This window comes from Nostoc sp. UIC 10607 (assembly GCF_047228265.1).
GTDB lineage: Bacteria > Cyanobacteriota > Cyanobacteriia > Cyanobacteriales > Nostocaceae > Nostoc > Nostoc foliaceum_A.
This window is the reverse complement of record NZ_JBIQNW010000076.1, coordinates 1-24,063: the sequence shown is the minus strand read 5'-3', so window position 1 is coordinate 24,063 and position 24,063 is coordinate 1. Positions and strand designations below refer to the sequence as shown.

Genomic DNA, 24,063 nt, shown 5'->3' with positions numbered 1-24,063 from the left:
CAGTCTCCAAGCTGGATTTATCCCCTTTTCCTGCACCCTCTTGACAAAAGTGCAATCCCTCTAACCTCTCACCGATGCTTTCCCCCTTAACCGAAAAGTATTGGATAACAAGGGGCTTTTGCCCCAAGTCTTGTTAATTGAGGTCTAAGAAGCTGCTGACTGTAATTTTTCTAGTCGTGCTAGCACTTCTGAACTGTGAATATTTGGGTTGACTTTGACAAAAGTCTCGCGCAAGACACCCTGAGGATCGATGATAAAACTGTGACGCATCGATAAGAAGCCAAGCCATGAACCGTAAGCTTTACTCACGGAACCATCAGTGTCAGCCAACAGCGGGAATTTTAGTCCCTCTGAATCACAAAATTCGGCGTGAGAATCAATATCATCAGCACTTACGCCAATAATCTGGGCATTCTTTTCGAGGTATTGGGGTAAGTCTTGCTGAAAACGACGAGCTTCTATAGTACAACCAGAGGTGAAGTCTTTAGGATAAAAGTAGAGGACTAGCCACTTACCGCGCAAGTCAGAGAGGGAAATTTTGCCATCACCTGTGTTGGTTGGCAAAGTAAACTCTGGTGCGGGTTGATTAATTGCAGGAAGTTTACCACCAATAGCATCAGCAGTAGGGGTAAAATTCAGCCAGCTGATGAGAGAAATACAGCTGGCAAATAATATGCTTAAAAAAGTGCGGCGAGAAATCATGGTGCAAACCAGAATCACAACTTTACACAAGTTTACAATTCTTGGTTACTGCTAATCTCACTCTAAATGAGATTCGGGTGGGGTATCTGTGCTTTCAATGTATTGGCTATCTAGAAGAAAGGCTCCCCTAGTAAAGCGAATACCCCAATATCCACCAGGTCTGCGGTCAATGACTGTACCCTCTTCGCCAATGTGAATTACATCGGGTGGGCGCAGCATGGGCATGGGTTCAGCAGTTTTGACGTAAGGTGGTAGTGCCACAACCCGGACTTTACTACCAATTGTGAATTCTTTAGACATTTTAATCAAGCTAGGAGTTTTGAATTAACTCATAACTCATAACTAGCTTGAAAGTCTACTAAGTGAAAATAAATAGGGAAAGGGAAAGGGGATAAAGTTTTTCCCCTTTCCGCATCTTCTGCAAGAAGTCTATTAATTTTTAACTATGGAAAATAGGGACTGAACATCAGTCAAGTTAACTATTTTTTGAAAAATTATTATTGGGGATTGCCTTGTTGACGGCGCGAAGGAGCATTTTGACGATATTGCTCTATTTTTTGTCGCTGTTCTGGGGTAAAGACTGCTTGAATCTGTTGTTTCTCAGACTCCCGGATTTGTCGCATTTGGGTTTTTTGTGCTTCAGTCAGATTTAAGTCAGCATAACCACCCTTTCCTCGACGTTGACCGGCTTGCCGTTGGCCTTGACCAGCTTGACGTTGAGCCTGACGCGCTTGTTTGGCCGCCTCTAATTTTGCTTTTTGTTCTGGGGTCAAAACGGCTTCAAATTTGGTGCGGCTATCGCGGCGAATTGCTTGAATTTGATTTTTTTGGGCATCTGTTAGACCCAAGTCTTTCCACATACCCCTTCCTTTTTGTGGAGTTTGTGCAAGTAACACGGGTGAAGGAGAGGCTGTTTGGGCGTTAACAGCAAAGGAAGTAGCAGTTAAGGTAAAGGCGATTGCTCCAGCAACTAGCGATAATGCTTTGAGTTTCATTATTTATCTGGTGGGTTCTTCCTGGTTGGATGCCACTATCATAAGAATTTATCTTGAGTAGTCACATGAGGAGAAAGTCATGGTTCTACCCATGACTTTAGTCATGATTGAATTTTGACAAATGTGAATGACAATAAATAGTTAAGAGTTGGGAGTTAGGAATTATGAATGATGAAAATTTTCATTATGGTTAATTTATAAATGCTTGTTTAGTTTATTACATCAGGTTTTAAATTCGACACTTACTCTTAATTTCTAACTCAACGAAAACTTTGAATGGCGGAAGTTGCCGCTCAAATATTCGGAACTCCTAACCCTTAAATAAATTTAAACTTTTAACTCCTAACTAACTTATAACTGGAGCGAAGTGCCTAATGAGTCATCCAATTCAAATTAAAAAACATCCTTTTCCATCTTTACTTTATCTGGAGTGGATACTACTGGCAATCACTGCATTGACAGCAGTTATACCACCTCCGTTACGGCGATTTCGTCACAAAGCTCCAGAACTATCGATTTGTGGTTTATTTCCAGACTTATCAATTTGCAATCTATTGCCAGAACTGTCAATTTATAGTCTGATTGTTTTTGCATTAATGGGCTTAAAATTACCCACTAATAATAATCAGCTAACCAAGGTGATATACACAGGTTTCGAAATTTTATTAATTTTAACAACTGGACTATTTGGTGAAAGATTTGCTCGTCTTTTCCCATTTCTTTACATAATTTTAGTCACTCGTAGTTGCCTAATATTTAAATTACCTGGGCGTTTATTAGTTACAAGTCTATCATTTACATTATTTCTATTGACTACACAACTAAAATACCAGTTATTCAATTTTCAAGCATCCCCACAGGCACAAGAGCGCTTTCGATTTCTTAGCTTGAATTGGTCGCTGGTATTTGGCTTAAGTTTAGTTTTTGTGTTGTTGATGATGAATGCAGTATTATCTGAACGGCATAGTCGAGAAAAGCTAGCGATCGCTAATGAAAAACTCCGTCAATATGCCATGCAAATTGAAAATCAAGCTACTTTAGAAGAACGTAACCGCATCGCTCGTGAAATTCATGATTCATTAGGACATTCTCTAACTGCTTTAAATCTGCAATTAGAAACTGCTTTAAAATTGTGGCAATCTAACCCAGGTAAGGCTGAAACATTTCTAGCGACAGCAAAGGAATTAGGTTCCAAAGCGCTAAAAGATGTCCGCCAATCTGTTTCTACTATGCGTTCTAATCCCTTACAAGAACAATCTTTAGAACGTGCGATCGCTAGCCTTTCAGAAAATTTTCATCGCTCAAATGGCATCTTACCAATTTATCAAATTAACCTGGAATATCCTCTACCACCTGAAATAAATACCGCAATTTACCGCATTACTCAAGAATCATTGACAAATATATCTAAATATGCTTACGCCACAGAGGTTAAACTGGAACTCGCTACGATAAGAGGTAATTTGCGATTGATAATTCAGGATAATGGTAGAGGTTTTGATTTAGGGCAAAATACTACTGGTTTTGGACTTCATAGTATGCGCGATCGCACTTTAGCACTTGGAGGTGAGTTTAATATTAATAGCGCTCCTGGTTCAGGTTGCAAAATTACAGTTAATATTCCATTAACGAGGTTGACATAATGATTAAAGTGTTGCTGGTAGATGACCAAGGTTTAATTCGTCAAGGATTAAGAGCATTATTAGAATTAGAACCAGATTTAGAGATAGTAGGAGAAGCAGAAAACGGTGAACAGGCGATTAATTTAGTTGCTGAATTTCAGCCAGATGTAGTATTGCTAGATATCAGAATGCCCATTATGGATGGAGTTGCAGCCACGCGAGAAATTCAAAAACGTTTTGCAAAAACTAAAATTTTAGTACTGACGACTTTTGATGATGATGAATATGTGTCAGCAGCATTGCAAAATGGGGCAATGGGTTATTTATTGAAAGATACACCTTCAGAAGAATTAGCTGTGGCTATTCGTGCCGTTTATAAAGGATATACCCAATTAGGCCCGGGTATAGTTAAAAAGTTGTTAACTCAGTTTTCTAATGGTACACCAACCCATTCACCGCCTGTACCATCTAGTTTAGCTGAACTTACTCCTAGAGAAAAAGAGGTTTTGCGGTTAATTGCTACAGGCGCTAGTAACCGAGAAATTGCTCAGGAACTTTACATTTCTGAGGGGACTGTGAAAAATCATGTTACAAATATTTTAAACAGGTTAAATTTGCGCGATCGCACTCAAGCTGCGATTTGGGCAAATACGTATTTATCCTATTTGAATGAACCAAGTTAAATAATTCGTAATGACGCTCGCGGACTCGCTACCGCTACGCTAACGTAATTCGTAATTCGTAATTTTAACCTTTAGATTATATAGGGTGTGTTATCGCGTTAGGGTAACGCACAATTTTAGGCTTGTATTTGCGCCTACCATCTGGAAAAGTTAAATGTGTAGCAACTTATTTAAATAACTCTAAACATTCATTTTTTAAAACGCCTTTGGTGATTTTAATATTCCTAAATGACTTAGCAATCACTTCTTCGCAAGATATATTAATTTGTGATTGATTTACCGAAATTAAATCTTGAATTGAAGCACCATACACAATTTCTGATAAACCACTCCAAACACAAGCAGTCGCACACATTGGACAAGGTTCGCCAGTAGTATATATGCTATAACCTTCTAAAGAAGGGTTTTGAAGTTTAGCTGTTAAACTACGAATAACGTTAATTTCTGCATGACCTGATGGATCATTGTCTCTCCTTACAGTGTTATGAGCTACAGCAACGACTTCGTTATCTTTAACAATCACAGCACCATAAGGTGCATCTCCTTCTTTTGCTTCTGCCAAAGCTAAACGCATAAAATATTCTGGATTCATATAAGCTGAGGTGAACACAAGGATAATGATTAATAATATCGTATTTCTAATGCTATAACTGAGAATTAAAATTAGTTAATGGTCGAATATGTTACTGAGCAGACAAGAAACAGAATTCTACTTAAAAGACCTGGAAACACCATTAGGTAAAGCGATTAATTTAACACTTGCCGCTATGGTGTTAGTATCATCAGGAATTTTTGTGGCAGAAACTTATAACATTCCTGATTCTGTGCGGTTTCAGTTGAATGTAGCCGATACTGCGATCGTCATCATCTTTGCGGTGGAATATTCACTCCGTTTGTGGAGTGCGGAAAACAAAATTAAGTATATTTTTAGCTTTTATTCGATTATTGACTTAATGGCGATTTTGCCATTCTTTCTAGGAATGGTGGATATTAGCTTTATCCGTCTACTGCGATGGTTTCGGATTTTACGATTAATCAGATTTATAGATAGGAAATTTTTGTTCGCCAGTGTCAGCACCGAAGATGGGATGATTTTTGCGCGAATATTATTTACATTATTTGCAATTGTTTTTATTTATTCTGGCTTAATTTATCAAGTCGAGCATCCAGTTAATCCTCAAAATTACGGTACATTTTTAGATGCCTTTTATTTCTCTGTTGTCACAATGACAACTGTGGGATTTGGCGATGTTATTCCAATTTCTGAACTAGGACGCTTGTTAACAGTACTGATGATTTTTACCGGAATTGCACTGATTCCTTGGCAAGTGGGAGATTTAATTAAGCAAGTGGTGAAAACTGCTAATCAGATAGAAACCATTTGTTCAGGTTGTGGTTTAGCTTTCCACGACGTAGATGCTGGGTTTTGTAAAAGGTGCGGGACTAAGTTACCTAGTCGAAGGGTTGATTGAGAGAGTAAGTGGTGACGGCTGCCGTGGGGTAAATTTTAGTGTGTGCTACAATCTTGTGGTAGAGTAAACGACAAACTTGAGAAAGGCAAATGTTCTAAAAAACGCTGCAAACATTGATACATTTAATTTCTCTTACTTTCAATAATTCCCCGAAAAGGAGTAAAGGCAATGAATGCATTACTGCATAATCCAATTGCAGATATGTATGGGCCAGACTTTTTGCTGTTTTATTGCTCTGTCGTTGTGATAACGTTGGTAGTCTGTTGGCGGTTAGTGCAAGATCCAACCAAAAACCAGCCTCTACCTTTAATTCCTGCTGAACCAGATCCTTACGAAATCGCTTATTTGCGTTCTCAAGAAACAGGAATTGCCGATGTAGCGTTATTTGACTTGATTGTTCGGGGTTATTTGCAATTTAGTGAACAATCGATCAGCCAAGTACCAAATCATCCTGATGCATCTCACCTACAGCCTATAGAGCGTGAGATATTTGATAAATTATCTTCCTCCTCTACAGTTCAAACATCTCTTTGGCTGGCAACCCAGAGCATCCAGACATACAGCAATGCCTATGAAGAAAAACTACAAAATGAGCAACTGCTGTATGCTTCCCAGTGGCAAGAACGGAATATCAAAGTTGGCTTGATTGGGGCAATGATTATTTTTAGCCTGGGTGGATATAAGCTGCTTATAGCCTTGGGTAAAGGTCGCTCTAACGTAGGTTTTCTGATCGCAATTGGTGTATTATCGATTATCTTTTTGCTGTGGTTTGTGAGTAGACATACGCCTCTAAGCCATCGAGGAAAAATTTATCTGCAACAACTTCAGCAAACATTTACTCGATTGCAGCAGAAGGCAAAGTATGACATCCCTTCTGTATTTGACTACAACTTACTAGTGGCACTCTTTGGTGTTGAGGCACTGGCTGGAACCTCCTATGACTCCTACTACAAAGCGTTTTTTCCGCCAATATTTTCTAGAACAGTTAGCAGGGGAAGCAGATCGTCTGGTGGTTCGTGCAGCAGTAGTTCTGGCTGTAGCTCCTCATGCAGTAGTAGCTCGTCTGATAGCTCATGCAGTAGCAGTTCATGTAGCAGCAGTTCCTGCGGTGGCGGTTGCGGTGGTTGTGGAGGAGGTTAAGAGCAATGTTTTCTCATCTCCCTAATTTAGGCGTGGGGTTGGGTTTTCGAGAACCGTTTAAAAGTGATATTTTTCTTAACCGTCAGCAGGTTGACTTTCTAGAAATTGTTGCTGAACACTATCTAGATGTACCTTGGCAAAAACAGCAGGAGTTAGAACTACTTGCTGCCCATTTCCCGATAATTCCCCACGCTCTCAATCTTTCGTTAGGTAGTGCTGAAGGTTTAGATACAGATTATTTACGCAAACTTGCAGCACTAATTAAGCAACTTAACCCGCCTTGGTGGAGTGAGCATATCTGCTTTACAAAAGCGGGTGGAGTCGATATTGGGCATTTGTCCCCGCTACCTTATACCCAAGAGGCTGTAGAAGTACTTTGTCGTAATATTGCCGAAGTCCGTCGCTGGGTTGATGTGCCATTGATTCTGGAAAATATCACTTATATGGTGACACTTCCAGGTGCAGAAATGACAGAAGCCCAGTTTTTAGCAGAAGTGGTAGAACGTTCCGATTGTGGACTGCTGTTAGATGTGACCAACCTGCACACTAATGCTGTGAACTATGGGTATGATGTTCATGATTATTTGCAACAGTTACCAAGCGATCGCATCGTACAATTACATTTTGTAGGTGGACATTGGCATGATGGCGTATTAATTGACAGCCACTCACAATCAACTCCAGTGGAAGTATGGCAACTTATGGAGGAAGTTGTTGCTCGTGCTCCAGTTAAAGGGATTATTCTAGAACGGGATGAAAACTTGCCACCCTTTGCAGAATTGACAAAAGAACTGCAAACAGCACGGGACATTAGCAGGAGTTATGGCAGATGGGGTTAGCACAAACCCAGGAAGTTTTAGCCCAACTTTACACGAATACCGATTTCAGAGAGCGTTTCTTTGCTAACCCAGAAACCGTTTGTGTAGAGTTGGGGCTGAGTAGTGATGAAGCACAAAAGTTGGCTCAACTTTCAGTACAAGAGGTAAATATTTTTGCGAATTCTCTGAAGTGGAAACGGTTGGGAGAAGTACGCGAACTACTTCCACGCACTGCACGGGCGTTGGGTAAAAATTTTACTGCCTTGTTTTGGCGATATGCTCAAACCTATTTACCAAAAGGAATTAAAAAACATAGGGAAGATGCGATCGCTTTTGCTAACTTTATCGCCACAGTTGCTGAAGAGGAAAACCTATATCCACCTTGGATTAGCGATTTAGTACGCTACGAAAAAATATGGCTGTTGGCTTATGAACCTACTAGCTACTTGAATATATGTTGGTTTCGTTATCCTATTGGCATAACGAATCCAGAGGGGATGAAGCACCAACCAACGATCGCAATTTGGTTTCGGTTCTCAAAGCAATCGCAACTGCGGCATATTGTGCACTCGCTATAGTGTGCTAATTACCAGCTAGTTCACGGTAAAATAATCTTTCTCTGCGATCGCTCAGGAAAGTGATAATAACCAATGTCTAACCTCAACCTCCTTTCCGAATATAAAAGCTTTGGTGGCAAACTCGGTTTTTACAGTCATCACTCCTCAACCTGTAATGGTGAAATGCGCTTTGCTGTCTATCAACCACCACAAGCAACTCAAAAACCTGTGCCAATTCTTTATTTCCTCTCTGGGTTAAGTTCCACGGAAGAGAATTTTATGGTTAAGGCGGGAGTACAGCGCTGTGCAGCTGAGTACGGTTTGATATTGGTTGCACCAGATACGAGTCCGCGTAATACTGGCATTGCAGGTGAGGATGATGACTGGGACTTTGGCACAGGTGCGGGCTTTTATGTTGATGCTACAGAGGAACCGTGGCGTAAAAACTACCAAATGTATAGTTATGTCGTCCAGGAATTACCTGCTTTAATTACCGCAAACTTCCCCACGCAATCTGAGAAACAAGGTATTTTCGGTCATTCGATGGGGGGACACGGGGCGCTTGTCTGTGCGTTGAGAAACCCAGAACTCTACAAATCAGTATCAGCCTTTGCACCTATTACTGCACCTATGCATTGTCCTTGGGGTCAAAAGGCTTTCAGTGGTTATCTTGGCAGCAATCAAGAAAGTTGGCGTGCTTATGATGCTAGTGAATTAGTCAAGCAATCAGGATATCACAGTTCGATTCTCATTGACCAAGGAACTGCGGATAAATTTTTAGCTGAACAATTATTGCCAGAAGTGTTTGAGCAAGCTTGTGCAGATGTTAACCAGCCGCTAAACTTGCGTTACCAAGAAGGCTATGACCACAGTTATTATTTCATCGCCAGTTTTATTGAAGATCATATCCGCCACCATGCGTTAGCGTAGCTTACCGTAGGTATCGCTTTTAAATAATCAATCAGACTGGAAAAAAAGAATTCAGATTTGACACTTTTCTTAATTTTTATATTGTAGTCAAACAAATAACCCCAGAAATGAAACAGCACTCTGTCATGGTGTAGGGAAATTAATAAGACATAAGTCACCCTACACCCGGTTAACTTCTCTCTAAAGTTAACAGATTTTTTAGCGCTGTTGCATGTAAAATCACGATTGGGACTGCAATGTATCAAAATAATAGCTTTCCTAGTAATTATTCATCCCTCCAAGGGCTGCGAGTACTGCTTGTAGACGATAATGTTGATTTCTTCTGCTCCTTGATGACGCTGCTGCTGCAACTCTATGGTGTAGAGGTGCAAACAGCGTTTTCAGTCCAGCAAGCCCTAGAAATATTTGAGCAATGGCAACCTGATGTCCTCGTCAGTGACATTGCCTTGTCAAAGAAGGATTGCTATGCCCTGATTCAACAAGTGAGAACTAAAGCGGGAGAGCGAGGGGAAGTGGTGCTAGCGATTACTGTGACAGGCTATGTCCAAAAAAATATACTTCAACGTGCTCTGTGTGCTGGGTTTGACCTATGGTTTACTAAACCCCTGGATTTTGATGAGTTCTTTGCTGTGCTTGCCTGTTTAGCGATTTGCCAACAGTCCTCATATGCGATCGCTCAACGGATTTTGGGTCATGTCCCTAAACATGGTGAGCTAAGTCTTAGTCAACAACACATTAGCAACTCATTATTAATCAATTAAATCTTTATTCTGGAGAATGTCCATATGTGCTTTATTTACTTGATATTAGCCGTACCATCGCTGAGTGCATAGCAGTCAACCGTCGGACAATCTGCTCAATTTCCAAATCTAATATGCTGTAATCAATGACTGCTTGACGAATAGGTGTATGTCCTTGATTGACAGTTAGCTCTTGTATCCGGGCTGTACGCAGTGCTTGCAGGTGCGGTTGGATTTTGTGCAGCGTTTCTTCCAAGTCAGGCAAGGGCGGTGGGATAATTTCCTGCTGTATTGAATCAGCTAACTGCTCTAACAGTAGCGAAACTTGGCGGACAAAGGTTTCTAATTCCGGGAGTGGCACAGTTCCTCGAAAATGTTCGAGATGGACTGCCAAAACTGTCACGGCGTTAGTAAAACGTCCCACATACACCAGCAGAGTCATCACTGGTTCTACTAATTCTTTCGGCATTTGGGGTTCGCGCAGCAATCCTTGGAACGAGGCTTGGGCATTACCAATTGCCAATCCAGTTTGTCGCCGTTGACTGATTATGGTAGAGTCAGGCTCTTTTGTTCCCTGGTAAACAGCCATCACATCCCGAAAGTATTTGTGGGATTCTCGCAAAGCGGTGGCGAGTTTACTGGGTAAGCGATCGCGTTCCCGATTTGGCAATATGAAATAATGACTCGCAAAAGCCAGCCCGGCCCCAATTAATGTATTCAACACGCGAAAGCCAGCAAATTCCCAACCAATCGGATGACCAATATCAATAATTAGTAAGACAAATATTGACAAGAAAATCACTGAATAACCATAGTTGAAACCGATCAGGGAAATGCCAAAAAAGACTGTCAGCAAAATGATGATGTCTAATACAGGCTTACTTGTGATGGTTGCAACTATCACAGCTGCTAATATAGCTCCCAAAATCGTCCCGCCAACTCGCTGAAAAAACCGCTGGAAAGTTGCACCAAAGTTTGGTTTGAGAACTAGGATGCTTGTCAGTGTCACCCAATAGCCCATTGGTAAATTCGTAATGCTATATAAGATTACGCCTACAGCTAGAGTTACAGCAATGCGGAGAGCATGGCGAAAGATTGCTGATTCTAAAGTGAGGTTTTCTTTGAGTAAATTTAAGAGCGATCGCTGTTCGTTTTCAACTAAAAGATGTGTATCTACACCTCGGCGACTGATTTTGCTGTGATCTACCAGAGATTTAGCTGTCTGAGCCGTGTATTGCAATTGCTTGATCAGCTTTTCGATCATCAGCACTAGGTTAGTGAAAGCAACGAGAGTTGTGTAGTCTGTCTCACTCCCAGCAATTGCTTTTCTTTGCAGATTTTCTTGTTCCTTCAGTGCCTCGCAGATGCGGCTAAGATTTCCCAGATCGATGCTGGCAGGTTTACCTGATATGACTTTCGCTATGGCTTGCAGAACGACTGATATTTGTTCGAGTGCATCGTCTACTAATTGCTGGACTGCGTGATATTGCTGGTGTTGGAAGTGAGTTTCGAGTAACTCTGTTAAGGCAATAACTGAGCCAAGCAAGCGATCGCCATCCTGAATTAGCACCAACAATTGCTCATCCATCCAACTCCGAGCCGGCTGTCCAATCCGTACAGTACCTAAAGTAGTCCGTGCTGTCTCTAATGCCTGTCTAATTTCGAGAATATTTTCAGGTGTTGTCACCTTAGTGAGAAATGCTTGAATGTAGTTGGCGATTGCGCTGAAGCAGTTAGCCAAAGCTATTCGTAGTGGGTCATAAGGTCTAAAAGGCCACATTACTAAGGAAAGTAGCATCGCCCATCCACCTGCAATGAGACATAACAGCGATCGCATCAGTGCAATTTCCAAGTTTCCTGGCTGTGCGATCGTGGAAATAAATGATACCCCTACCACCAGACCGACATTTGCACCAGCATTACCGTACAGCGACGCAAAACCTGAAGCAAGTCCCCAGGCAAATGTCAGCACCACAGCTAATGCTGGAACTCTAGCGACTAGAGTACCTACAAATACTGAAACAGCGATTCCTAAAGTAGATGCCGCCATCGCCTTAGCTTTGATTTGGTAAGGGCCACCAACATTCGCTAAGTTGACAAAGTAAGCCATTAAACCGACAAATAATCCGCTTTCTCTTTGGTTGATAAGTTGCCCAATTAGCATGGGAACTCCCAACGCTAACGCAGCTCGTAAGCCGTTAGATATTGCTGGTTTTCCTGGCTCTGACTGGATCAGCAACCTGAGAAAATTACTTCGATTCAACTGCATTCTTTTTCTTAAAAAAACAAAATTTTTATCTGGATTTGATTAAAAATCTTATATATTTAGATTTATTTTAATTCATAGTGTGAAAGTAAAAGCTTTTAAAAAAAAAGTGAGTATCATCAAGACATATCAATAATTTTAGTTGCTGATTGTTAACATTTAAATAAATATTAACAATAAAACAAAATAATTAAAATAATGTCAACGAATTTGATAGAAAAAAATATCAAACCTGTCCAAAAGTAGAGATAATTTTTAGAAGACGAAAACAATAAAAACCATTTACTTGGATAAGGTTTGATGTCGATAAACTGCTCTGACTTCAGGGGAGGATTCATTTATGAATCCTCCGGGGTCATAAACCTGAAGAGGAATCGATTGTGAGCAGGTGAAATAGAGAAAAGTTAAGCGCGAGGACATTGATTAAGTATGGCTAATAGTAGTGCAATCAACGCAGCACGACGCTTGAGTGAAAAGTTACCTTTGCCGCTCAAGCGTTTAGCAGACTTGGCTTATAACTACTGGTGGAGTTGGAGTGGCGATCGCATCTCTTTATTCCAAACAATTGATCCCCAAGAATGGGAACGCTGTGGGCATAATCCAGTAGCGATTTTAGAATCAGCTAGCTACGAGCGTCTCACCCAACTAGCAGAAGACCCATTTTACTTAAAGCAGATATCCGCCCTCGCACGTGAGTTTGACCAATACATCAACCAGCAAGATACTTGGGTAAGTCGAGTTGCACCGCAAGTATCTAAAGACCACCCCATTGCCTACTTTTGCGCCGAATTTGGCATCCATGAATCCCTACCCGTCTACTCTGGTGGCTTAGGCATTCTCGCCGGGGATCACCTGAAATCATCATCAGATTTGGGTGTACCGATGGTTGGTGTTGGCTTGTTGTATCGCCAAGGTTATTTTCGGCAACGCTTGAACCGGCACGGTTGGCAAGAAGATTATTATATTGACAATCCCTTCCAGAAGATGCCCTTGGAGTTAATTAAAAATGAGCAAGGGGAACCAGTCACTATCCAGCTACAAGTTCGCCAACGGTTTGTGAAAGTGCAAATCTGGCGAGTGCAAGTTGGGCGAGTGACATTATATTTATTAGATAGCGATCGCAACGATAACGATCCCATTGACCGTTGGCTAACGGGACATCTATACGGCGGTAACTTGGAAACCCGCATCGCCCAAGAAGTCGTTTTGGGAATTGGTGGTGTTCGCGCCCTACACGCCTTAGGAATTGAACCTTCTGTCTATCACCTCAACGAAGGACACGCTGCATTCTGCACCTTGGAAATTGCACGGCTAGAAATTGAACGCACTGGTAAATCCTTCTACGACATCGAAGCCAAGGTGCGGAACAGTTGTGTGTTTACCACCCACACGCCCGTTCCCGCCGGTCATGATGTCTTCTCTCCCGATTTAATAGATTCTTTCTTTGCCAGCTATTGGCCGCAATTGCGACTTTCCCGCGAACAATTTTTAGCATTGGGTGCAAGGCGATTGGGTGATCCTTGGGAACCCTTTGGGATGACCGTTTTAGCATTACGGATGTCTCGTGCTTGCAATGGCGTGAGTGAATTGCACGGTCAAGTTTCCCGTAAAATGTGGACAGTTCTCTATCCGCAGCGATCGGAAGACAAAGTACCAATTGGTTACATTACCAATGGCGTTCATGCACCCACTTGGACTGCGCCTCTATTGGGCGATTTATATAATGAGTATCTGGGAGAAGACTGGAAAACTCGTGCCGTTGATCCTAAGATGTGGGCTAAAGTTGATGACATTCCCGACGAGGAACTGTGGTCACGGCATCTTATCCTCAAAGAAAGATTGGTTGCCTTCACCCGTTATAAGGTGAAGAAAGCGCGGGAGTTGCGTGGCGAAAATTACGAACTCATTCAAGCAACTGAAAGCTTACTCGACCCCAACGTTTTGACCATTGGATTTGCCAGACGCTTCAGCCCTTACAAACGAGGGGATTTGATTTTGCGCGATGCTCAACGCGCACTGAAGATTTTTGGTAATCCCCAACGTCCAGTACAGATTATCTTTGCAGGGAAAGCGCACCCAGCCGATGAAGAAGGTAAGCGGATTATTCAGCGTTTGATGGAATGGTGTCACAATTCCGGGATTATCAATCGAGTCGCTTTTATTGAAGACTACGACATTTACAGTGGTCAAAAATTGGTGCAAGGTGTTGATGTTTGGTTGAATAATCCTCGTCGTCCCTTGGAAGCGTCTGGTACAAGTGGGCAAAAAGTCTGCTTTAACGGCGGTCTTAATTGCAGCGTTTTGGATGGCTGGTGGTGCGAAGGCTACCAAGCAGGGCCAGATGGCAAGGGAATTAACGGTTGGGCAATAGGTGAAGATGCTCATACTAGCGATCAAGAATTGCAAGATCGGATTGATTCGCGATCGCTTTATCAGCTCTTAGAAGAAGAAATCGTTCCTCTATACTATGACCAAGATGCCCAAGGCATTCCCCACCGCTGGGTACAGATGATGAAAACGTCCATTAAGACAAATGCGCCGTTATTCAACACCGACAGAATGATTGCCGACTACGTTTCACAAGTGTATGTCCCAGAGATTTCTAAAAGTGTGGAACCGATTTTAGCTAAAGTTCTGCTTTGATAGGACTTAGGCAAAACTACACGGTGTAGGGGCAATTTATGAACATTGGTGTCAACTTAACGTGAAATCTCCTTGCTAAAAACGTTTTGTCTTCACCCCCAGCCCCTCTCCCCAAGGGCTACGGTGTACACACAAGTCTTTTAAAGTGGCTGTGTAACGTAGGGTAGGTTAATTTTTGCAGGTCGATGCATCAAAGATGCAGGGCGATGCATCAAAGGTGCAGATCGATGCATCAAAGGTGCAGATCGATGCATCAAAGGTGCAGGTCGATGCATCAAAGATGCAGGGCGATGCATCAAAGGTGCAGGTCGATGCATCAAAGGTGCAGGTCGACGCATCAAAGGTGCAGGTCGATGCATCAAAGGTGCAGGTCGATGCATCAAAGGTGCAGGTCAAGAGACTTATATGTAGACCGTAGCTCCCCAAGGGAGAGGGGAGGCAGATATCTAATTCCCCTTCTCCCTTGGAAGAAGGGGTTAGGGGATGAGGGCGTGAGGTGATGTGTAAAACACATACCTGATATAGCTTTCAGCTTAAGTTGACACCATTTATAAATTGCCCCTACTTATCTGAACTGTATTGGAGTATAAACAGCGTTCTACGAAACTTTACGGTAGTCCCAAAACCTTAGTAATAATTGGTAATAATTTACCGCAAATCTCAACCAGGTTTGTAGCTTCCGACAAACTTGCAATTGTTCCCTTGAGAACCTTAACCGCTGTATTTGCCATTTTCTTAAGTGGTGCATCCTGAGGCTTTTGACCAGCTTCTGCCAATACCTTAAGTTGTTCTAATGCCTCAGCTTTATCTTCTTGACTTAACTGGGTTTCAGCTTCGATCGCCCCTTGCAATTGAGTCAGTAATTCCTTCAGTCCTGGTTGATCTGGTTCATCGCTACTGGGTAGTTGTCCGATGGCATTTGTGACATCGCCACTAATTGCCCCTAAATTCACCACACCACTGACATCAGTGATATTACCTTGCACTAAACCACTAACAGTACTGCCTTCGATGTTAATTGAGCTTTTTTCAGACACGGTATCCCCCAGGTTGTAATAGGTTTCTACGTAAAATTTGTTACTATCGATTGCTGTCTTGACCATTTGCTCTAGACTGCGAATTCGCTCATCTTTTTGGGCGATTTCTGTCAATAGAGTTTGTATATCACGATAAGATAACTCTTTAATTTCATCATAGGTAGCAAAATAACGGGCACTGAGTTGAGATCGATCAACCGCATCCGTAACAACTGCTTGGAGGCGAATCTTCTCTCGTCCCCTTCCCTCCAAAGCAACTACTTCTAGCCCAGCTTCTGGATACTGCTGTGAAAGTTGCTTCAAGGCGATCGCCGCAGCCGCAGGATCGATGCCCTGATGGTGATAGAGGTCTAGAGTTTTGAATGTATGGGCGATCGCCCGCGGATCGACATTCTGCTGGCGATATAATCCCAGCGTTTTCAGGATGGGAGCCATGAAATCTGAAAAGTCACCGTCTTTAAAGGTTTCCTGGCGATTGTCCGGTTTACGGCAGGGATCGGGATCGTCTTTAGTAGGTAGTTGCATATAGATGTATTCACACTTCACCTCCTCCATACAGGTATCAGTGGAAATACCCCAATCCTGAATATAGGCTCCCGTCAAGCAGGTATCGGTCAAATTAGCCCGGTAAAGCTGAGTTTGTACTAATTTTCCTCTGGAAAGATCAGCATTTTGTAGGGTTGCTTCACTTAAATCAGCCCCAATCAAGCTGATATCGATTAAATTTGCATCTTGCAGATTTACTCCCCGCAGATTGCAGTAGTCAAAATTCTGTTCTCGACCATCTTTGGTGACTACCAATTGCCGAATTGCAGCATCGTCGAGATAAGTGCCTTCTAACCGTCCCTGCTCTAGTTGCTTTGCTTGAAACCAACAGGTACGAGTTAGTGTTGCCCCGCGAAAATCTGTGTTTTTGAGAATCGCTCCTGTAAAATCACCATTGGTGAGGTTAGCTCCTCGAAACATTGTTCCCTGAGTCGATATCGCCACCGCAAGACTGCGGAGTAAGGTATAACGTCTGCTTCCTTTCCAAGCACGCCATCCAGTATAACCACTTAGGCAGAGCATCACCAGCGCGATCGCTCCTGCAACTACACAGGCAATCACAAAGATTTGGTCAGACTCAATTCCAGCAATACCAAATTGAGTGCCTACAGCCGCACTGAGAACAGCCAGAATAGCCATAATTACTAAAGCTCTGGTTGCAATCATCACTAGCATTAGGGCAACTGCTAAGGCTCCCACCATTACCCCGGCGACAGCACTCACAATCCCAATGGTTTGAACAAGGGCAACAACAGCAACCTCTTGGGAGGCGATCGCCGCAAATAGCGCCGCAATCACAGCAATAGAAACGGCTGTTCCCCCAGCTGAGGCTAACCCTTTACGAAAAGTGATTGCAGTAAACACTCCCAGGAGAGTCAGAGCCACAACTCCAGAGGGAAACGAGTGTGGGTTGAGCTTATTTCCTAATGCAATCAAGCTGGCGATAACTCCTGCGCCATAGCCACTCATGAAACCTGAGAGGATTGCCAAAAAAAGCGCAAGCGCAACAAGTGCGATCGCCACTCGTCGTCGTAGACCTGCTTTTGTTTGGCTGAAATTAGCCCCGACTAATGTAGCATTAGTAAAGTTTGCACCTCGAATATCAGCACCACTGAAGTCCTGTCCAGACAAATCCTGTCCCTTGAAGGAACGCCCTCGCAAATTCTGATACTGGAACGTTGTCGCCTGCATCTTTTAGTACAAACCATTGCTTAAATTGAGTCTACATCTCAGGTAGGCGGATTATGCTTAATTTTTGCACCTCGGTATCACTCGTTTCAACCAACTGACTCGGCAAATAGCAGGACGATTACTGTTTATATGGGATTGGAGGTTTGCAGCTAACTTTACTCCACCCTCTAAACACTCAAAATCACTGACTCCTTCAGGACATTGGTTGAGTTCAGCATACAAATAATCAATCATACCGATCGCTTCCATTGCATCAACAATACTAAGAAAGGCAGTCTCAGCATTAATATCTCTATTCCAAGCTTGGCGATTATCGGTACGGGCAATGTAAAGTTTATTTAAGGCATCAAACAGGGTTTCGTATATTTGAAAAGAAAAAGTTTGCAGCCTTGCTTCGCCTTCCTTAGATAAGTTGACGTAGCGATAACCATTTTGCTCAGTCACCACCGTATACATTTCTTCATATCGCTGTAAAGCTGATGCGCCAATTTGCCCAATCGCATAAGCAGCACTGGTAATCACTGCTCGATCTTCATCCTTTAATCGTTGACTCAAGCTAGGAATAGCAGCTTCAGCAGCCCATCCCATTTGTCCAAGTGCATAGGCAGCATTTATTTGGACAGCGTTACTTTCATCGTCTAACACCTCTATTAAAGCTGGAATTGCGGCGATCGCTTTTGTACCAATTTCTCCAATTGCCAGAGCAGCATTTGCTCGGATGTTTTGACGTTGACTTCTCAATGCCTCAATTAATGCTGGTACGGCTGATACTTTACACTGAGATATTAAGGTATAATAAGACGCTTTAGAAATAGCGATTTGCGAAGTAAAATCTAGCTGTTTAATGTAGGTTTGAATCTCAGAATTAGAACAGATGCGTGGTGCCGGAATTGGCACATCCTTGAATAGAAATTCTGACTTCTGTTCATTAGTTGATTGAGCAATTTGTGGAAAGACTTGTGAAGAGAATAGAAAATAGACAGCCAGAACCGAAGAAAGTCCAAGAAAAGCTTGCAAAGTTATTTTGAAGAATTGTTGGTAATGAAACATCAACGACATCTCCATAAAATTCGACGCATTAAGCTAAATCGACATATAGCGGGTTGTCTTGCAATTCCTCGTGAAGTCGCTGCTTCTAGGGCAAGTTCTGCTCCACCTGATTGCAATCCAGATATGCAATATTCATCACGGTTTTCTAATGCAGAAAGCACTTCTTCCGCTGCCCTTCTCTGACCATTAGAATACAGAAAATAAACTAAATCACATGTATTTTCAAGAGTTATTCTATTCTTACGGAAGGAATCAAGCAAAAATGGAGTAGCTCTCTCTACCGCATCCCTCACGTTTGGATTCTTCTCTAATTGTATGAGAGCTATAGCTCCAAAATTAAAACTTATTTTCCCGTGCTTAATTGCTTCTATCAAATCATTAATTCCTTCCTTTCCCATCTGTCCTAATGCGTTAATAGCTTCAGCCTGAACAATTCTGGTGTCATTTCCAATGAGTCTGATTAAGTTTGGAATGGCAATCCGGGCATCTATACCAATTTCACTTAAAGCTTCAGCAGCAGCAGATCGAATATTTTCATCGTCATGACTTAACGCTTTCACAAGAAGCGGAACAGCATTTTGGATATCAATATAAACTTGCTGTGGAGGGTTAGTAGTAATTAAGAATATGAGTCCCAAGGCAGAATCATCTAAAGCTCTAATAGCACTGTCATAAAGAGGTGACTTTTTCTTTATAGCTGCTTTAACTAATACAGAGATAGCTTCTTCTGAGCCTATTTGTCCTAATGCTCTAGCTACAATCCGACGAACTATTATTTTTTCTTTTTCATTTTCAAAAACTTCAATCAAAGCAGGAACAGCCTGTGATCCACAACTAACCAACTCCTTAAGGACAGAAGCGATTTCAATTGATGAACCTTTTAAAGTCTGTAATTGATTAATTAAATTCTCAATTCTGGTGTTTGTGCATATCCTTTTACTTTCTTTCTGGAGCTTTTGGTTATTGTTCAAGTTAATTACCGAGTAATTAAAATTAATTTTAAAAAAACAACAATTAGTAAAACATGAAAATAAAATAACTGAATTTAGACTAAATTGAATTACAAAATTAATCATAACTAACTAATTTTGAGTGGTTTACGACATCTCCAAAGAAATCTTTGCATAAAGGTGATACGACAAATAGCTGGTGTTGGTGAAGTTTCTTGCAATAAACGCACCATTGCTGGCCCATCTGCACCGTTAACCAGAGAAATCAAATTCTTTAGTTCAGAAAATAATACTGAATTCTCTTGCTCGAATTGATTGAAAAACAAATTTGCTTCATTGGAAGTATGAAATTTTAGCAGCGTTATAAAAGTAAAACCAAGTAGATTTAACTCATCATTTGATAATTTAGAGAATAAATATTCTCGCAATTGTTCCTGGGAAAGGCGCAAACCCATATGATAAGCGGGATGTTGTCTCACAAATTTAATTAAGCTGGAAATTGCAACAGATGAACCACTTGTGAATCCTAAAGCGATCACTGCATCAGTACGCAGTGCTATATCCTGATTTTCATCCTCTAAAATTTTGATTAGTGGAGATTCTAAATCTGCCAAACCTATTGCCATAGATGCATTTCCCCGAAGGCGGATATCTTGATTTCCGTCTTTTAGAATCTCTACTAATTGAGAAATTACTTGAGGAGTCAACTGTCTCTTGAAATAAGAGGAAGAGGTTACTAATCCTTTTGTATAGTAGTTATAGGGATAAAGAAGTTCAGAATAACGCCGAAGTACTGCCGGAATCAGCAAAAGACTTGCTTCAGAAGTCAAACTAGGTAGGATTGTGGGGTTAAAGCGACCTACCAGCGTATCAGCTATCATTACATTTTGCCAACTCTTATCAAATGCAATAATTTCCAGTAGTGTAGGCATTGCGGCTGGAGTGATTTGCCTCAGTACTTCAACAGCATTGTTCAGTACCGTCAAATCTAACTCTAAAGTACTTTGTCTGACGATCGCCCTTATCACTCTTGGATCATCTAGCGCAATCTGTCCCAACGCATGAATGGCAGATCCACGGACATTAGCACTGCGATCGCTCAATATTCCCAATAATCCAGGAATAGCTCTTCGGGCATCTTTCCCAATTTGCCCCAAGGCATAAGCGGCCATACTGCGAACCAGCTCATTCTCATCCCTTAAACTCGTAATTAGCACGGGGATTGCTGGTCTTGCTCCATCAGTTAGAGAACTAAGTCCAATTGCAGCACTCGCTTGAGTAGTTTCATTTGCAGTTTTCAGTTGAGCGATCAAAACTGTAATTGCTTGTGTTGAACCGATTCGCCCTAACGCATAAGCAGCCGTGTCTCGAACCGAGCTACTTTCATCAAACAAAGCTTTCGTGAGAACTGGAGTTGCAACTTCTGCTCTGCGTCCTAGCTGAACTATAAGATATGCTGCGATCGCTCGTGTCGGCTCGTGTTGGCTTTCGAGTGCTTGGGTTAACAAGGAAATATCGGGTTGAGAATTTGAACTCAGTTGATTCACTAGAGAACGAACTGTGCTGCGTCTTTGTGCATTGTTGCTTCTAAGTGCTTCTTGAAGAAAACTGATAACTTGATTTGGCACTGCTGGATCAATGCGACGTAATGCTTCCATTCCCACTTTGCTGACTTCTAGATTTTTATCTGCGACAGCCACAGTTAGAATAGGAACGGCATCTCTTGCTTGTGGATTAATATCAGCGATCGCTCTCAATGCACTATCACGGATATCTGAGCGATTCTGCTGAACGAGTCTAATTAGTGCAGCAATAGCCTCTTGAGAACCGATCTGACTCAAAACTCTAGCCGCAGCACGACGACTAAGGGTATTTTTGCTTTCATCTTCAAGCAGTTGAATCAGAGGGACAGTTACCGCAGTGCCACACTCTAATAAAATTTGAGTGGGTTCAACAATTTGAGATTGCAGCCGTTCAATAGTCTGAGAAATTTTCAGGGAGCTACACGCTTGTTTGTTAATCTGTGCAGAAGCCATTAATATAGTGACCTCTGCGTGATCGACTTCTGATAAACGAGTGTGAGTAGCTTGAGCAGTAGAGGGAACAAACATAATCGGTAAAGTTGTCATAATTGCAATTTCTAGAATTGCTAACAAGACACTTGGCTGCTTCTCATTACCAAATTTCATTATCCTCCCAATTACTTTTTTCCTCAAAGACATTGATGGATTTTCCTAACCTTTATCCCTACTGCTGCAAGGCTAGCATAGTTCAGTAGGTAGATAATATCATACCAATTGAAAATTAAGAAAGCCTGTTCTAATCTGGTTTTTCAGGTTTTTATGTGTCATATTATTTTTTCAAATTGGTATCAGTAAACCGAAAAGTAGGGAAAAGGAGAAAGGGTAAATTTATTCCTGTTTACCCTTCCCTTTTCCCCTTTACCAATTCATGAATTGCAGAGTGGTTTAATACAAGCAGAAAAAAACTAAAACTGGGTTTCAAAGCCTCTCCCACTGTGGGGGAGAGGTTTGGAGAGAGGGAAAAAGCCTGGATACAAAACGAGAAATCAAGACTTATGTATTTTTCTTTTTTTGTATGAAACCACCCTGCTTTCCCAATTCATGAATTGCCCCTACGAAAATTATGCAATTTTACAAAACAAACCAGTTTTAAAATTAAGCAGTCAAAATATAAGGCGAGTCAATCGCAGCTACACGACCAGCATCTACCAAGGCTTGATATACCATCACCGCTACCTCTGCACGTGTAGCATCGCGGGTAGGATTGAGTTGTTTGAGGTTCGGATGATTGACGATAATCTCCTTTTGAGTAGCCTTGATGACTTCATCCTTAGCATAATCAGGAATCTTTGCTTGGTCATCGAAAGTTTTGGTAGCGGTTGCACTATCAGCAGATAACCCCAATCCATTCACCAAGGAAACAATCACTTGCACGCGCTGGATATTTTTGTTGGGGGCAAAGGTATTGTCAGGAAAACCAGAGAGAAATGAACCTTGATATGCCTGCTGAATTACCTTGGATGCCCAGAAATCTGCTGGTACATCTTTGAATTTGATTATGGGGCGGTTTGGTGATGGGTTGAAAGCTTTTACCAGTAATGCGGCGTATTGCGCCCGTGTCATCGTAGCATCAGGTTTAAATGTGCGATCGGGAAAACCATTAACTATCCCAAATTTGACTAATTCCCGAATAAAGCCACCTGCCCAATGATTACTAATATCGGTTAATTCGATAGTAGGTGTGGGTGTCGGAGTGGGAGTCGGCGTAGGCGTGGGTGTCGGAGTGGGAGTCGGCGTAGGCGTGGGAGTCGGAGTGGGAGTCGGCGTAGGCGTGGGTGTCGGCGTGGGTGTCGGCGTAGGCGTGGGTGTCGGAGTTGGTGTTGGAACCGAACTATCTGCAAACTCTACGTTTCCTGTGACTTTAGACGCATCTATTTTATTTCCCACAGAAACCAGTTTGTTGGAACTGGCATTTTGCAAATCAAATTTACCGTTACTGCGTAGAGTATTGCCTCCTAAGTTATTGGTAGTGCCGATATCCGGTAGGGCGGTTCCAATTACTGTGATACCATCGTCAGTGTTATTTTCACAGACATTGTTACGCAATACAGGACGAGCACTGCCAGAGATGACGATTCCAGAACGGTTTTCGGAAATTTTGTTATCTCGAAGAATGGGTGATGCAGTATCACTAATGGCAATGCCAAAACCTGTTTTGAAGCAGGTATTACCTTGAATTTGACCTTTGGAATTTTTAGCGATCGCAATTCCATTGGCTGCATTCTCACTAAACACATTACCTAGAATAACTGGGTTAGCATCACCTGTAGCAAAAACTCCCTCCCGCTTACAGTTTTTGAAGGTGCTATTAGCAACAGTAGGGGCAGTTGATTCAATCCAGATACCACTACCACGGCTAGCCAAATTTGTTACAGTCACTCCCCGCACTTCGGCTTTATCCAGCAGCACAAATGTAACATTCTGAGCAGCAAAAGTACGGCTCAGGTAAGTACCACTTCCTTCAATCAAAATGCCACTGCCTTTATTGGTTTCATTACCCACCACAGTTACCCCAGATGGAACCGTTAGGGGAAAGACTTCACCGCTAGCAGCATTGTAATTACCATCTGCTAGTTGAATCTTGGTATCAACAGTAGCTACCTTGAGGGCTTGAGTAATAGTTTTGAACGGGGCTTGTTGGCTACCTGGGTTGGTATCGCTGCCTGCTACTGAATTTACGTAAAAAGCTTGAGCCATATTTATACTTTAATAAAATACATAGCTATCCTAGCGCTAACCATGAAAGTGGGTAGCGGTTGATGCATTAAGTAACTTAAAGTACTTCTCGCTGCAAAGTTAAAAAGTTATGCAAATTCTTTCTACAAAACCAAAGTCGTTGTAAATCCTCCTAAATCCTCCTTTTTAAGGAGGACTTTGAGAGGTCTTTGCTCCCCTTTTTAAGCTACGGTGTACACACAAGTCTTTTGACTTGCATCTTAGTCTCATCGACTTGCATCTTAGTCGCATCGACTTGCACCTTAGTGAGATTGACTTGCACCTTAGTGAGATTGACTTGCACCTTAGTGGCATCGACTTGAACCTTAGCTGCATTGACTTGCACCTTAGGAATCATGTAAAAATAACTTGAACAATTGGCCGAATAGTTAGAGTATCAGAATATAACGGAATTAAAGCCTT

General features: G+C 41.9%; 21 protein-coding genes. 10 read left to right on the top strand and 11 right to left on the bottom strand.

Annotated elements, in window-relative coordinates; translation table 11 throughout:
- Nucleotides 1-144 precede the first annotated feature (144 nt).
- The 3 genes from ACEYW6_RS31790 to ACEYW6_RS31780 form a co-directional block, all read right to left on the bottom strand.
- The gene (locus ACEYW6_RS31790) at nt 145-702 is read right to left on the bottom strand and encodes a peroxiredoxin (RefSeq protein ID WP_196510498.1); all 558 of its coding nucleotides are present in this window, start codon (nt 700-702) and stop codon (nt 145-147) included.
- 57 nt (nt 703-759) lie between these two features.
- Complete coding sequence (gene sipA / locus ACEYW6_RS31785; protein ID WP_196510499.1) at nt 760-1,002, bottom strand: regulatory protein SipA; 243 nt, start codon at nt 1,000-1,002, stop codon at nt 760-762.
- Nucleotides 1,003-1,199: 197 nt separating this feature from the next.
- Nucleotides 1,200-1,697, bottom strand: coding sequence for a Spy/CpxP family protein refolding chaperone (locus ACEYW6_RS31780; RefSeq protein WP_412982924.1), 498 nt, complete (start codon nt 1,695-1,697; stop codon nt 1,200-1,202).
- A gap of 374 nt (nt 1,698-2,071) precedes the next feature.
- On the opposite strand from ACEYW6_RS31780, the gene ACEYW6_RS31775 reads away from it, so the two are divergent.
- Both ACEYW6_RS31775 and ACEYW6_RS31770 read left to right on the top strand, forming a co-directional pair.
- A complete protein-coding gene (locus tag ACEYW6_RS31775) occupies nt 2,072-3,340 on the top strand; it encodes a sensor histidine kinase (protein WP_412982923.1) in 1,269 nt (422 codons plus the stop codon).
- A complete protein-coding gene (locus ACEYW6_RS31770; protein WP_190900172.1) occupies nt 3,340-4,002 on the top strand; it encodes a response regulator in 663 nt (220 codons plus the stop codon). The genes ACEYW6_RS31775 and ACEYW6_RS31770 overlap by 1 nt, the downstream gene beginning before the upstream one ends.
- A gap of 166 nt (nt 4,003-4,168) precedes the next feature.
- Here the strand turns inward: ACEYW6_RS31770 and ACEYW6_RS31765 are convergent, their stop codons facing one another.
- Nucleotides 4,169-4,594 carry a nucleoside deaminase gene (locus ACEYW6_RS31765; RefSeq protein WP_412982922.1) on the bottom strand — a complete coding sequence of 142 codons (426 nt, stop codon included), beginning with the start codon at nt 4,592-4,594 and terminating at the stop codon, nt 4,169-4,171.
- Nucleotides 4,595-4,682: 88 nt separating this feature from the next.
- On the opposite strand from ACEYW6_RS31765, the gene ACEYW6_RS31760 reads away from it, so the two are divergent.
- The 6 genes from ACEYW6_RS31760 to ACEYW6_RS31735 all read left to right on the top strand — a co-directional run bounded on the left by ACEYW6_RS31760 (nt 4,683) and on the right by ACEYW6_RS31735 (nt 9,680).
- Nucleotides 4,683-5,474: an ion transporter gene (locus ACEYW6_RS31760; protein WP_412982921.1), complete on the top strand. Its 792-nt coding sequence runs from the start codon at nt 4,683-4,685 to the stop codon at nt 5,472-5,474.
- A 168-nt stretch (nt 5,475-5,642) separates the two neighbouring features.
- Nucleotides 5,643-6,614 (top strand): TIGR04222 domain-containing membrane protein, encoded by a 972-nt coding sequence (locus ACEYW6_RS31755; RefSeq protein ID WP_412982920.1) that lies wholly within the window; start codon nt 5,643-5,645, stop codon nt 6,612-6,614.
- 5 nt (nt 6,615-6,619) lie between these two features.
- Entirely contained in the window at nt 6,620-7,453 is an 834-nt protein-coding gene (locus tag ACEYW6_RS31750) for a DUF692 domain-containing protein (protein ID WP_412982919.1), read from the top strand.
- Nucleotides 7,444-8,010: a hypothetical protein gene (locus tag ACEYW6_RS31745; RefSeq protein WP_412982918.1), complete on the top strand. Its 567-nt coding sequence runs from the start codon at nt 7,444-7,446 to the stop codon at nt 8,008-8,010. Before ACEYW6_RS31750 ends, ACEYW6_RS31745 begins: the two co-directional genes overlap by 10 nt.
- A 72-nt stretch (nt 8,011-8,082) precedes the next feature.
- A complete protein-coding gene (fghA, locus tag ACEYW6_RS31740; RefSeq protein WP_412982917.1) occupies nt 8,083-8,919 on the top strand; it encodes an S-formylglutathione hydrolase in 837 nt (278 codons plus the stop codon).
- 236 nt (nt 8,920-9,155) lie between these two features.
- A complete protein-coding gene (locus tag ACEYW6_RS31735; protein ID WP_412982916.1) occupies nt 9,156-9,680 on the top strand; it encodes a response regulator in 525 nt (174 codons plus the stop codon).
- Nucleotides 9,681-9,711: 31 nt separating this feature from the next.
- Here ACEYW6_RS31735 and ACEYW6_RS31730 read toward each other — a convergent pair whose 3' ends face one another.
- Nucleotides 9,712-11,928, bottom strand: a complete 2,217-nt coding sequence (locus ACEYW6_RS31730) for an FUSC family protein (protein WP_412982915.1) — start codon at nt 11,926-11,928, stop codon at nt 9,712-9,714.
- A gap of 426 nt (nt 11,929-12,354) precedes the next feature.
- Here ACEYW6_RS31730 and glgP point away from each other — a divergent pair, with 426 nt between their 5' ends.
- Together glgP and ACEYW6_RS31720 are read left to right on the top strand one after the other, a co-directional pair.
- Nucleotides 12,355-14,568 carry an alpha-glucan family phosphorylase gene (gene glgP, locus ACEYW6_RS31725; RefSeq protein WP_412982914.1) on the top strand — a complete coding sequence of 738 codons (2,214 nt, stop codon included), beginning with the start codon at nt 12,355-12,357 and terminating at the stop codon, nt 14,566-14,568.
- Nucleotides 14,569-14,743: 175 nt separating this feature from the next.
- A complete protein-coding gene (locus ACEYW6_RS31720; RefSeq protein WP_412982913.1) occupies nt 14,744-14,986 on the top strand; it encodes a hypothetical protein in 243 nt (80 codons plus the stop codon).
- 190 nt (nt 14,987-15,176) lie between these two features.
- Here the strand turns inward: ACEYW6_RS31720 and ACEYW6_RS31715 are convergent, their stop codons facing one another.
- From ACEYW6_RS31715 to ACEYW6_RS31690, 6 genes are all read right to left on the bottom strand, one after another.
- A complete protein-coding gene (locus ACEYW6_RS31715) occupies nt 15,177-17,342 on the bottom strand; it encodes a pentapeptide repeat-containing protein (RefSeq protein ID WP_412982912.1) in 2,166 nt (721 codons plus the stop codon).
- Nucleotides 17,343-17,399: 57 nt separating this feature from the next.
- Nucleotides 17,400-18,392 (bottom strand): HEAT repeat domain-containing protein, encoded by a 993-nt coding sequence (locus tag ACEYW6_RS31710; protein ID WP_412982911.1) that lies wholly within the window; start codon nt 18,390-18,392, stop codon nt 17,400-17,402.
- A complete protein-coding gene (locus ACEYW6_RS31705) occupies nt 18,392-19,468 on the bottom strand; it encodes a HEAT repeat domain-containing protein (protein ID WP_412982910.1) in 1,077 nt (358 codons plus the stop codon). The genes ACEYW6_RS31710 and ACEYW6_RS31705 overlap by 1 nt, the downstream gene beginning before the upstream one ends.
- A 2-nt stretch (nt 19,469-19,470) precedes the next feature.
- The gene (locus tag ACEYW6_RS31700) at nt 19,471-21,531 is read right to left on the bottom strand and encodes a HEAT repeat domain-containing protein (RefSeq protein ID WP_412982909.1); all 2,061 of its coding nucleotides are present in this window, start codon (nt 21,529-21,531) and stop codon (nt 19,471-19,473) included.
- A gap of 489 nt (nt 21,532-22,020) precedes the next feature.
- Complete coding sequence (locus tag ACEYW6_RS31695; protein ID WP_412982908.1) at nt 22,021-23,622, bottom strand: DUF1565 domain-containing protein; 1,602 nt, start codon at nt 23,620-23,622, stop codon at nt 22,021-22,023.
- A gap of 205 nt (nt 23,623-23,827) precedes the next feature.
- Entirely contained in the window at nt 23,828-23,998 is a 171-nt protein-coding gene (locus tag ACEYW6_RS31690; protein WP_412982907.1) for a hypothetical protein, read from the bottom strand.
- Nucleotides 23,999-24,063 lie beyond the last annotated feature (65 nt).

Coding starts and splice junctions, on each gene's coding strand:
- ACEYW6_RS31790 (WP_196510498.1), bottom strand. CDS start 702: ATGATTTCTCGCCGCACTTTTTTAAGCATATTATTTGCCAGCTGTATT.
- sipA (WP_196510499.1), bottom strand. CDS start 1,002: ATGTCTAAAGAATTCACAATTGGTAGTAAAGTCCGGGTTGTGGCACTA.
- ACEYW6_RS31780 (WP_412982924.1), bottom strand. CDS start 1,697: ATGAAACTCAAAGCATTATCGCTAGTTGCTGGAGCAATCGCCTTTACC.
- ACEYW6_RS31775 (WP_412982923.1), top strand. CDS start 2,072: ATGAGTCATCCAATTCAAATTAAAAAACATCCTTTTCCATCTTTACTT.
- ACEYW6_RS31770 (WP_190900172.1), top strand. CDS start 3,340: ATGATTAAAGTGTTGCTGGTAGATGACCAAGGTTTAATTCGTCAAGGA.
- ACEYW6_RS31765 (WP_412982922.1), bottom strand. CDS start 4,594: ATGAATCCAGAATATTTTATGCGTTTAGCTTTGGCAGAAGCAAAAGAA.
- ACEYW6_RS31760 (WP_412982921.1), top strand. CDS start 4,683: ATGTTACTGAGCAGACAAGAAACAGAATTCTACTTAAAAGACCTGGAA.
- ACEYW6_RS31755 (WP_412982920.1), top strand. CDS start 5,643: ATGAATGCATTACTGCATAATCCAATTGCAGATATGTATGGGCCAGAC.
- ACEYW6_RS31750 (WP_412982919.1), top strand. CDS start 6,620: ATGTTTTCTCATCTCCCTAATTTAGGCGTGGGGTTGGGTTTTCGAGAA.
- ACEYW6_RS31745 (WP_412982918.1), top strand. CDS start 7,444: ATGGGGTTAGCACAAACCCAGGAAGTTTTAGCCCAACTTTACACGAAT.
- fghA (WP_412982917.1), top strand. CDS start 8,083: ATGTCTAACCTCAACCTCCTTTCCGAATATAAAAGCTTTGGTGGCAAA.
- ACEYW6_RS31735 (WP_412982916.1), top strand. CDS start 9,156: ATGTATCAAAATAATAGCTTTCCTAGTAATTATTCATCCCTCCAAGGG.
- ACEYW6_RS31730 (WP_412982915.1), bottom strand. CDS start 11,928: ATGCAGTTGAATCGAAGTAATTTTCTCAGGTTGCTGATCCAGTCAGAG.
- glgP (WP_412982914.1), top strand. CDS start 12,355: ATGGCTAATAGTAGTGCAATCAACGCAGCACGACGCTTGAGTGAAAAG.
- ACEYW6_RS31715 (WP_412982912.1), bottom strand. CDS start 17,342: ATGCAGGCGACAACGTTCCAGTATCAGAATTTGCGAGGGCGTTCCTTC.
- ACEYW6_RS31710 (WP_412982911.1), bottom strand. CDS start 18,392: ATGTTTCATTACCAACAATTCTTCAAAATAACTTTGCAAGCTTTTCTT.
- ACEYW6_RS31705 (WP_412982910.1), bottom strand. CDS start 19,468: ATGATTAATTTTGTAATTCAATTTAGTCTAAATTCAGTTATTTTATTT.
- ACEYW6_RS31700 (WP_412982909.1), bottom strand. CDS start 21,531: ATGAAATTTGGTAATGAGAAGCAGCCAAGTGTCTTGTTAGCAATTCTA.
- ACEYW6_RS31695 (WP_412982908.1), bottom strand. CDS start 23,622: ATGGCTCAAGCTTTTTACGTAAATTCAGTAGCAGGCAGCGATACCAAC.
- ACEYW6_RS31690 (WP_412982907.1), bottom strand. CDS start 23,998: ATGATTCCTAAGGTGCAAGTCAATGCAGCTAAGGTTCAAGTCGATGCC.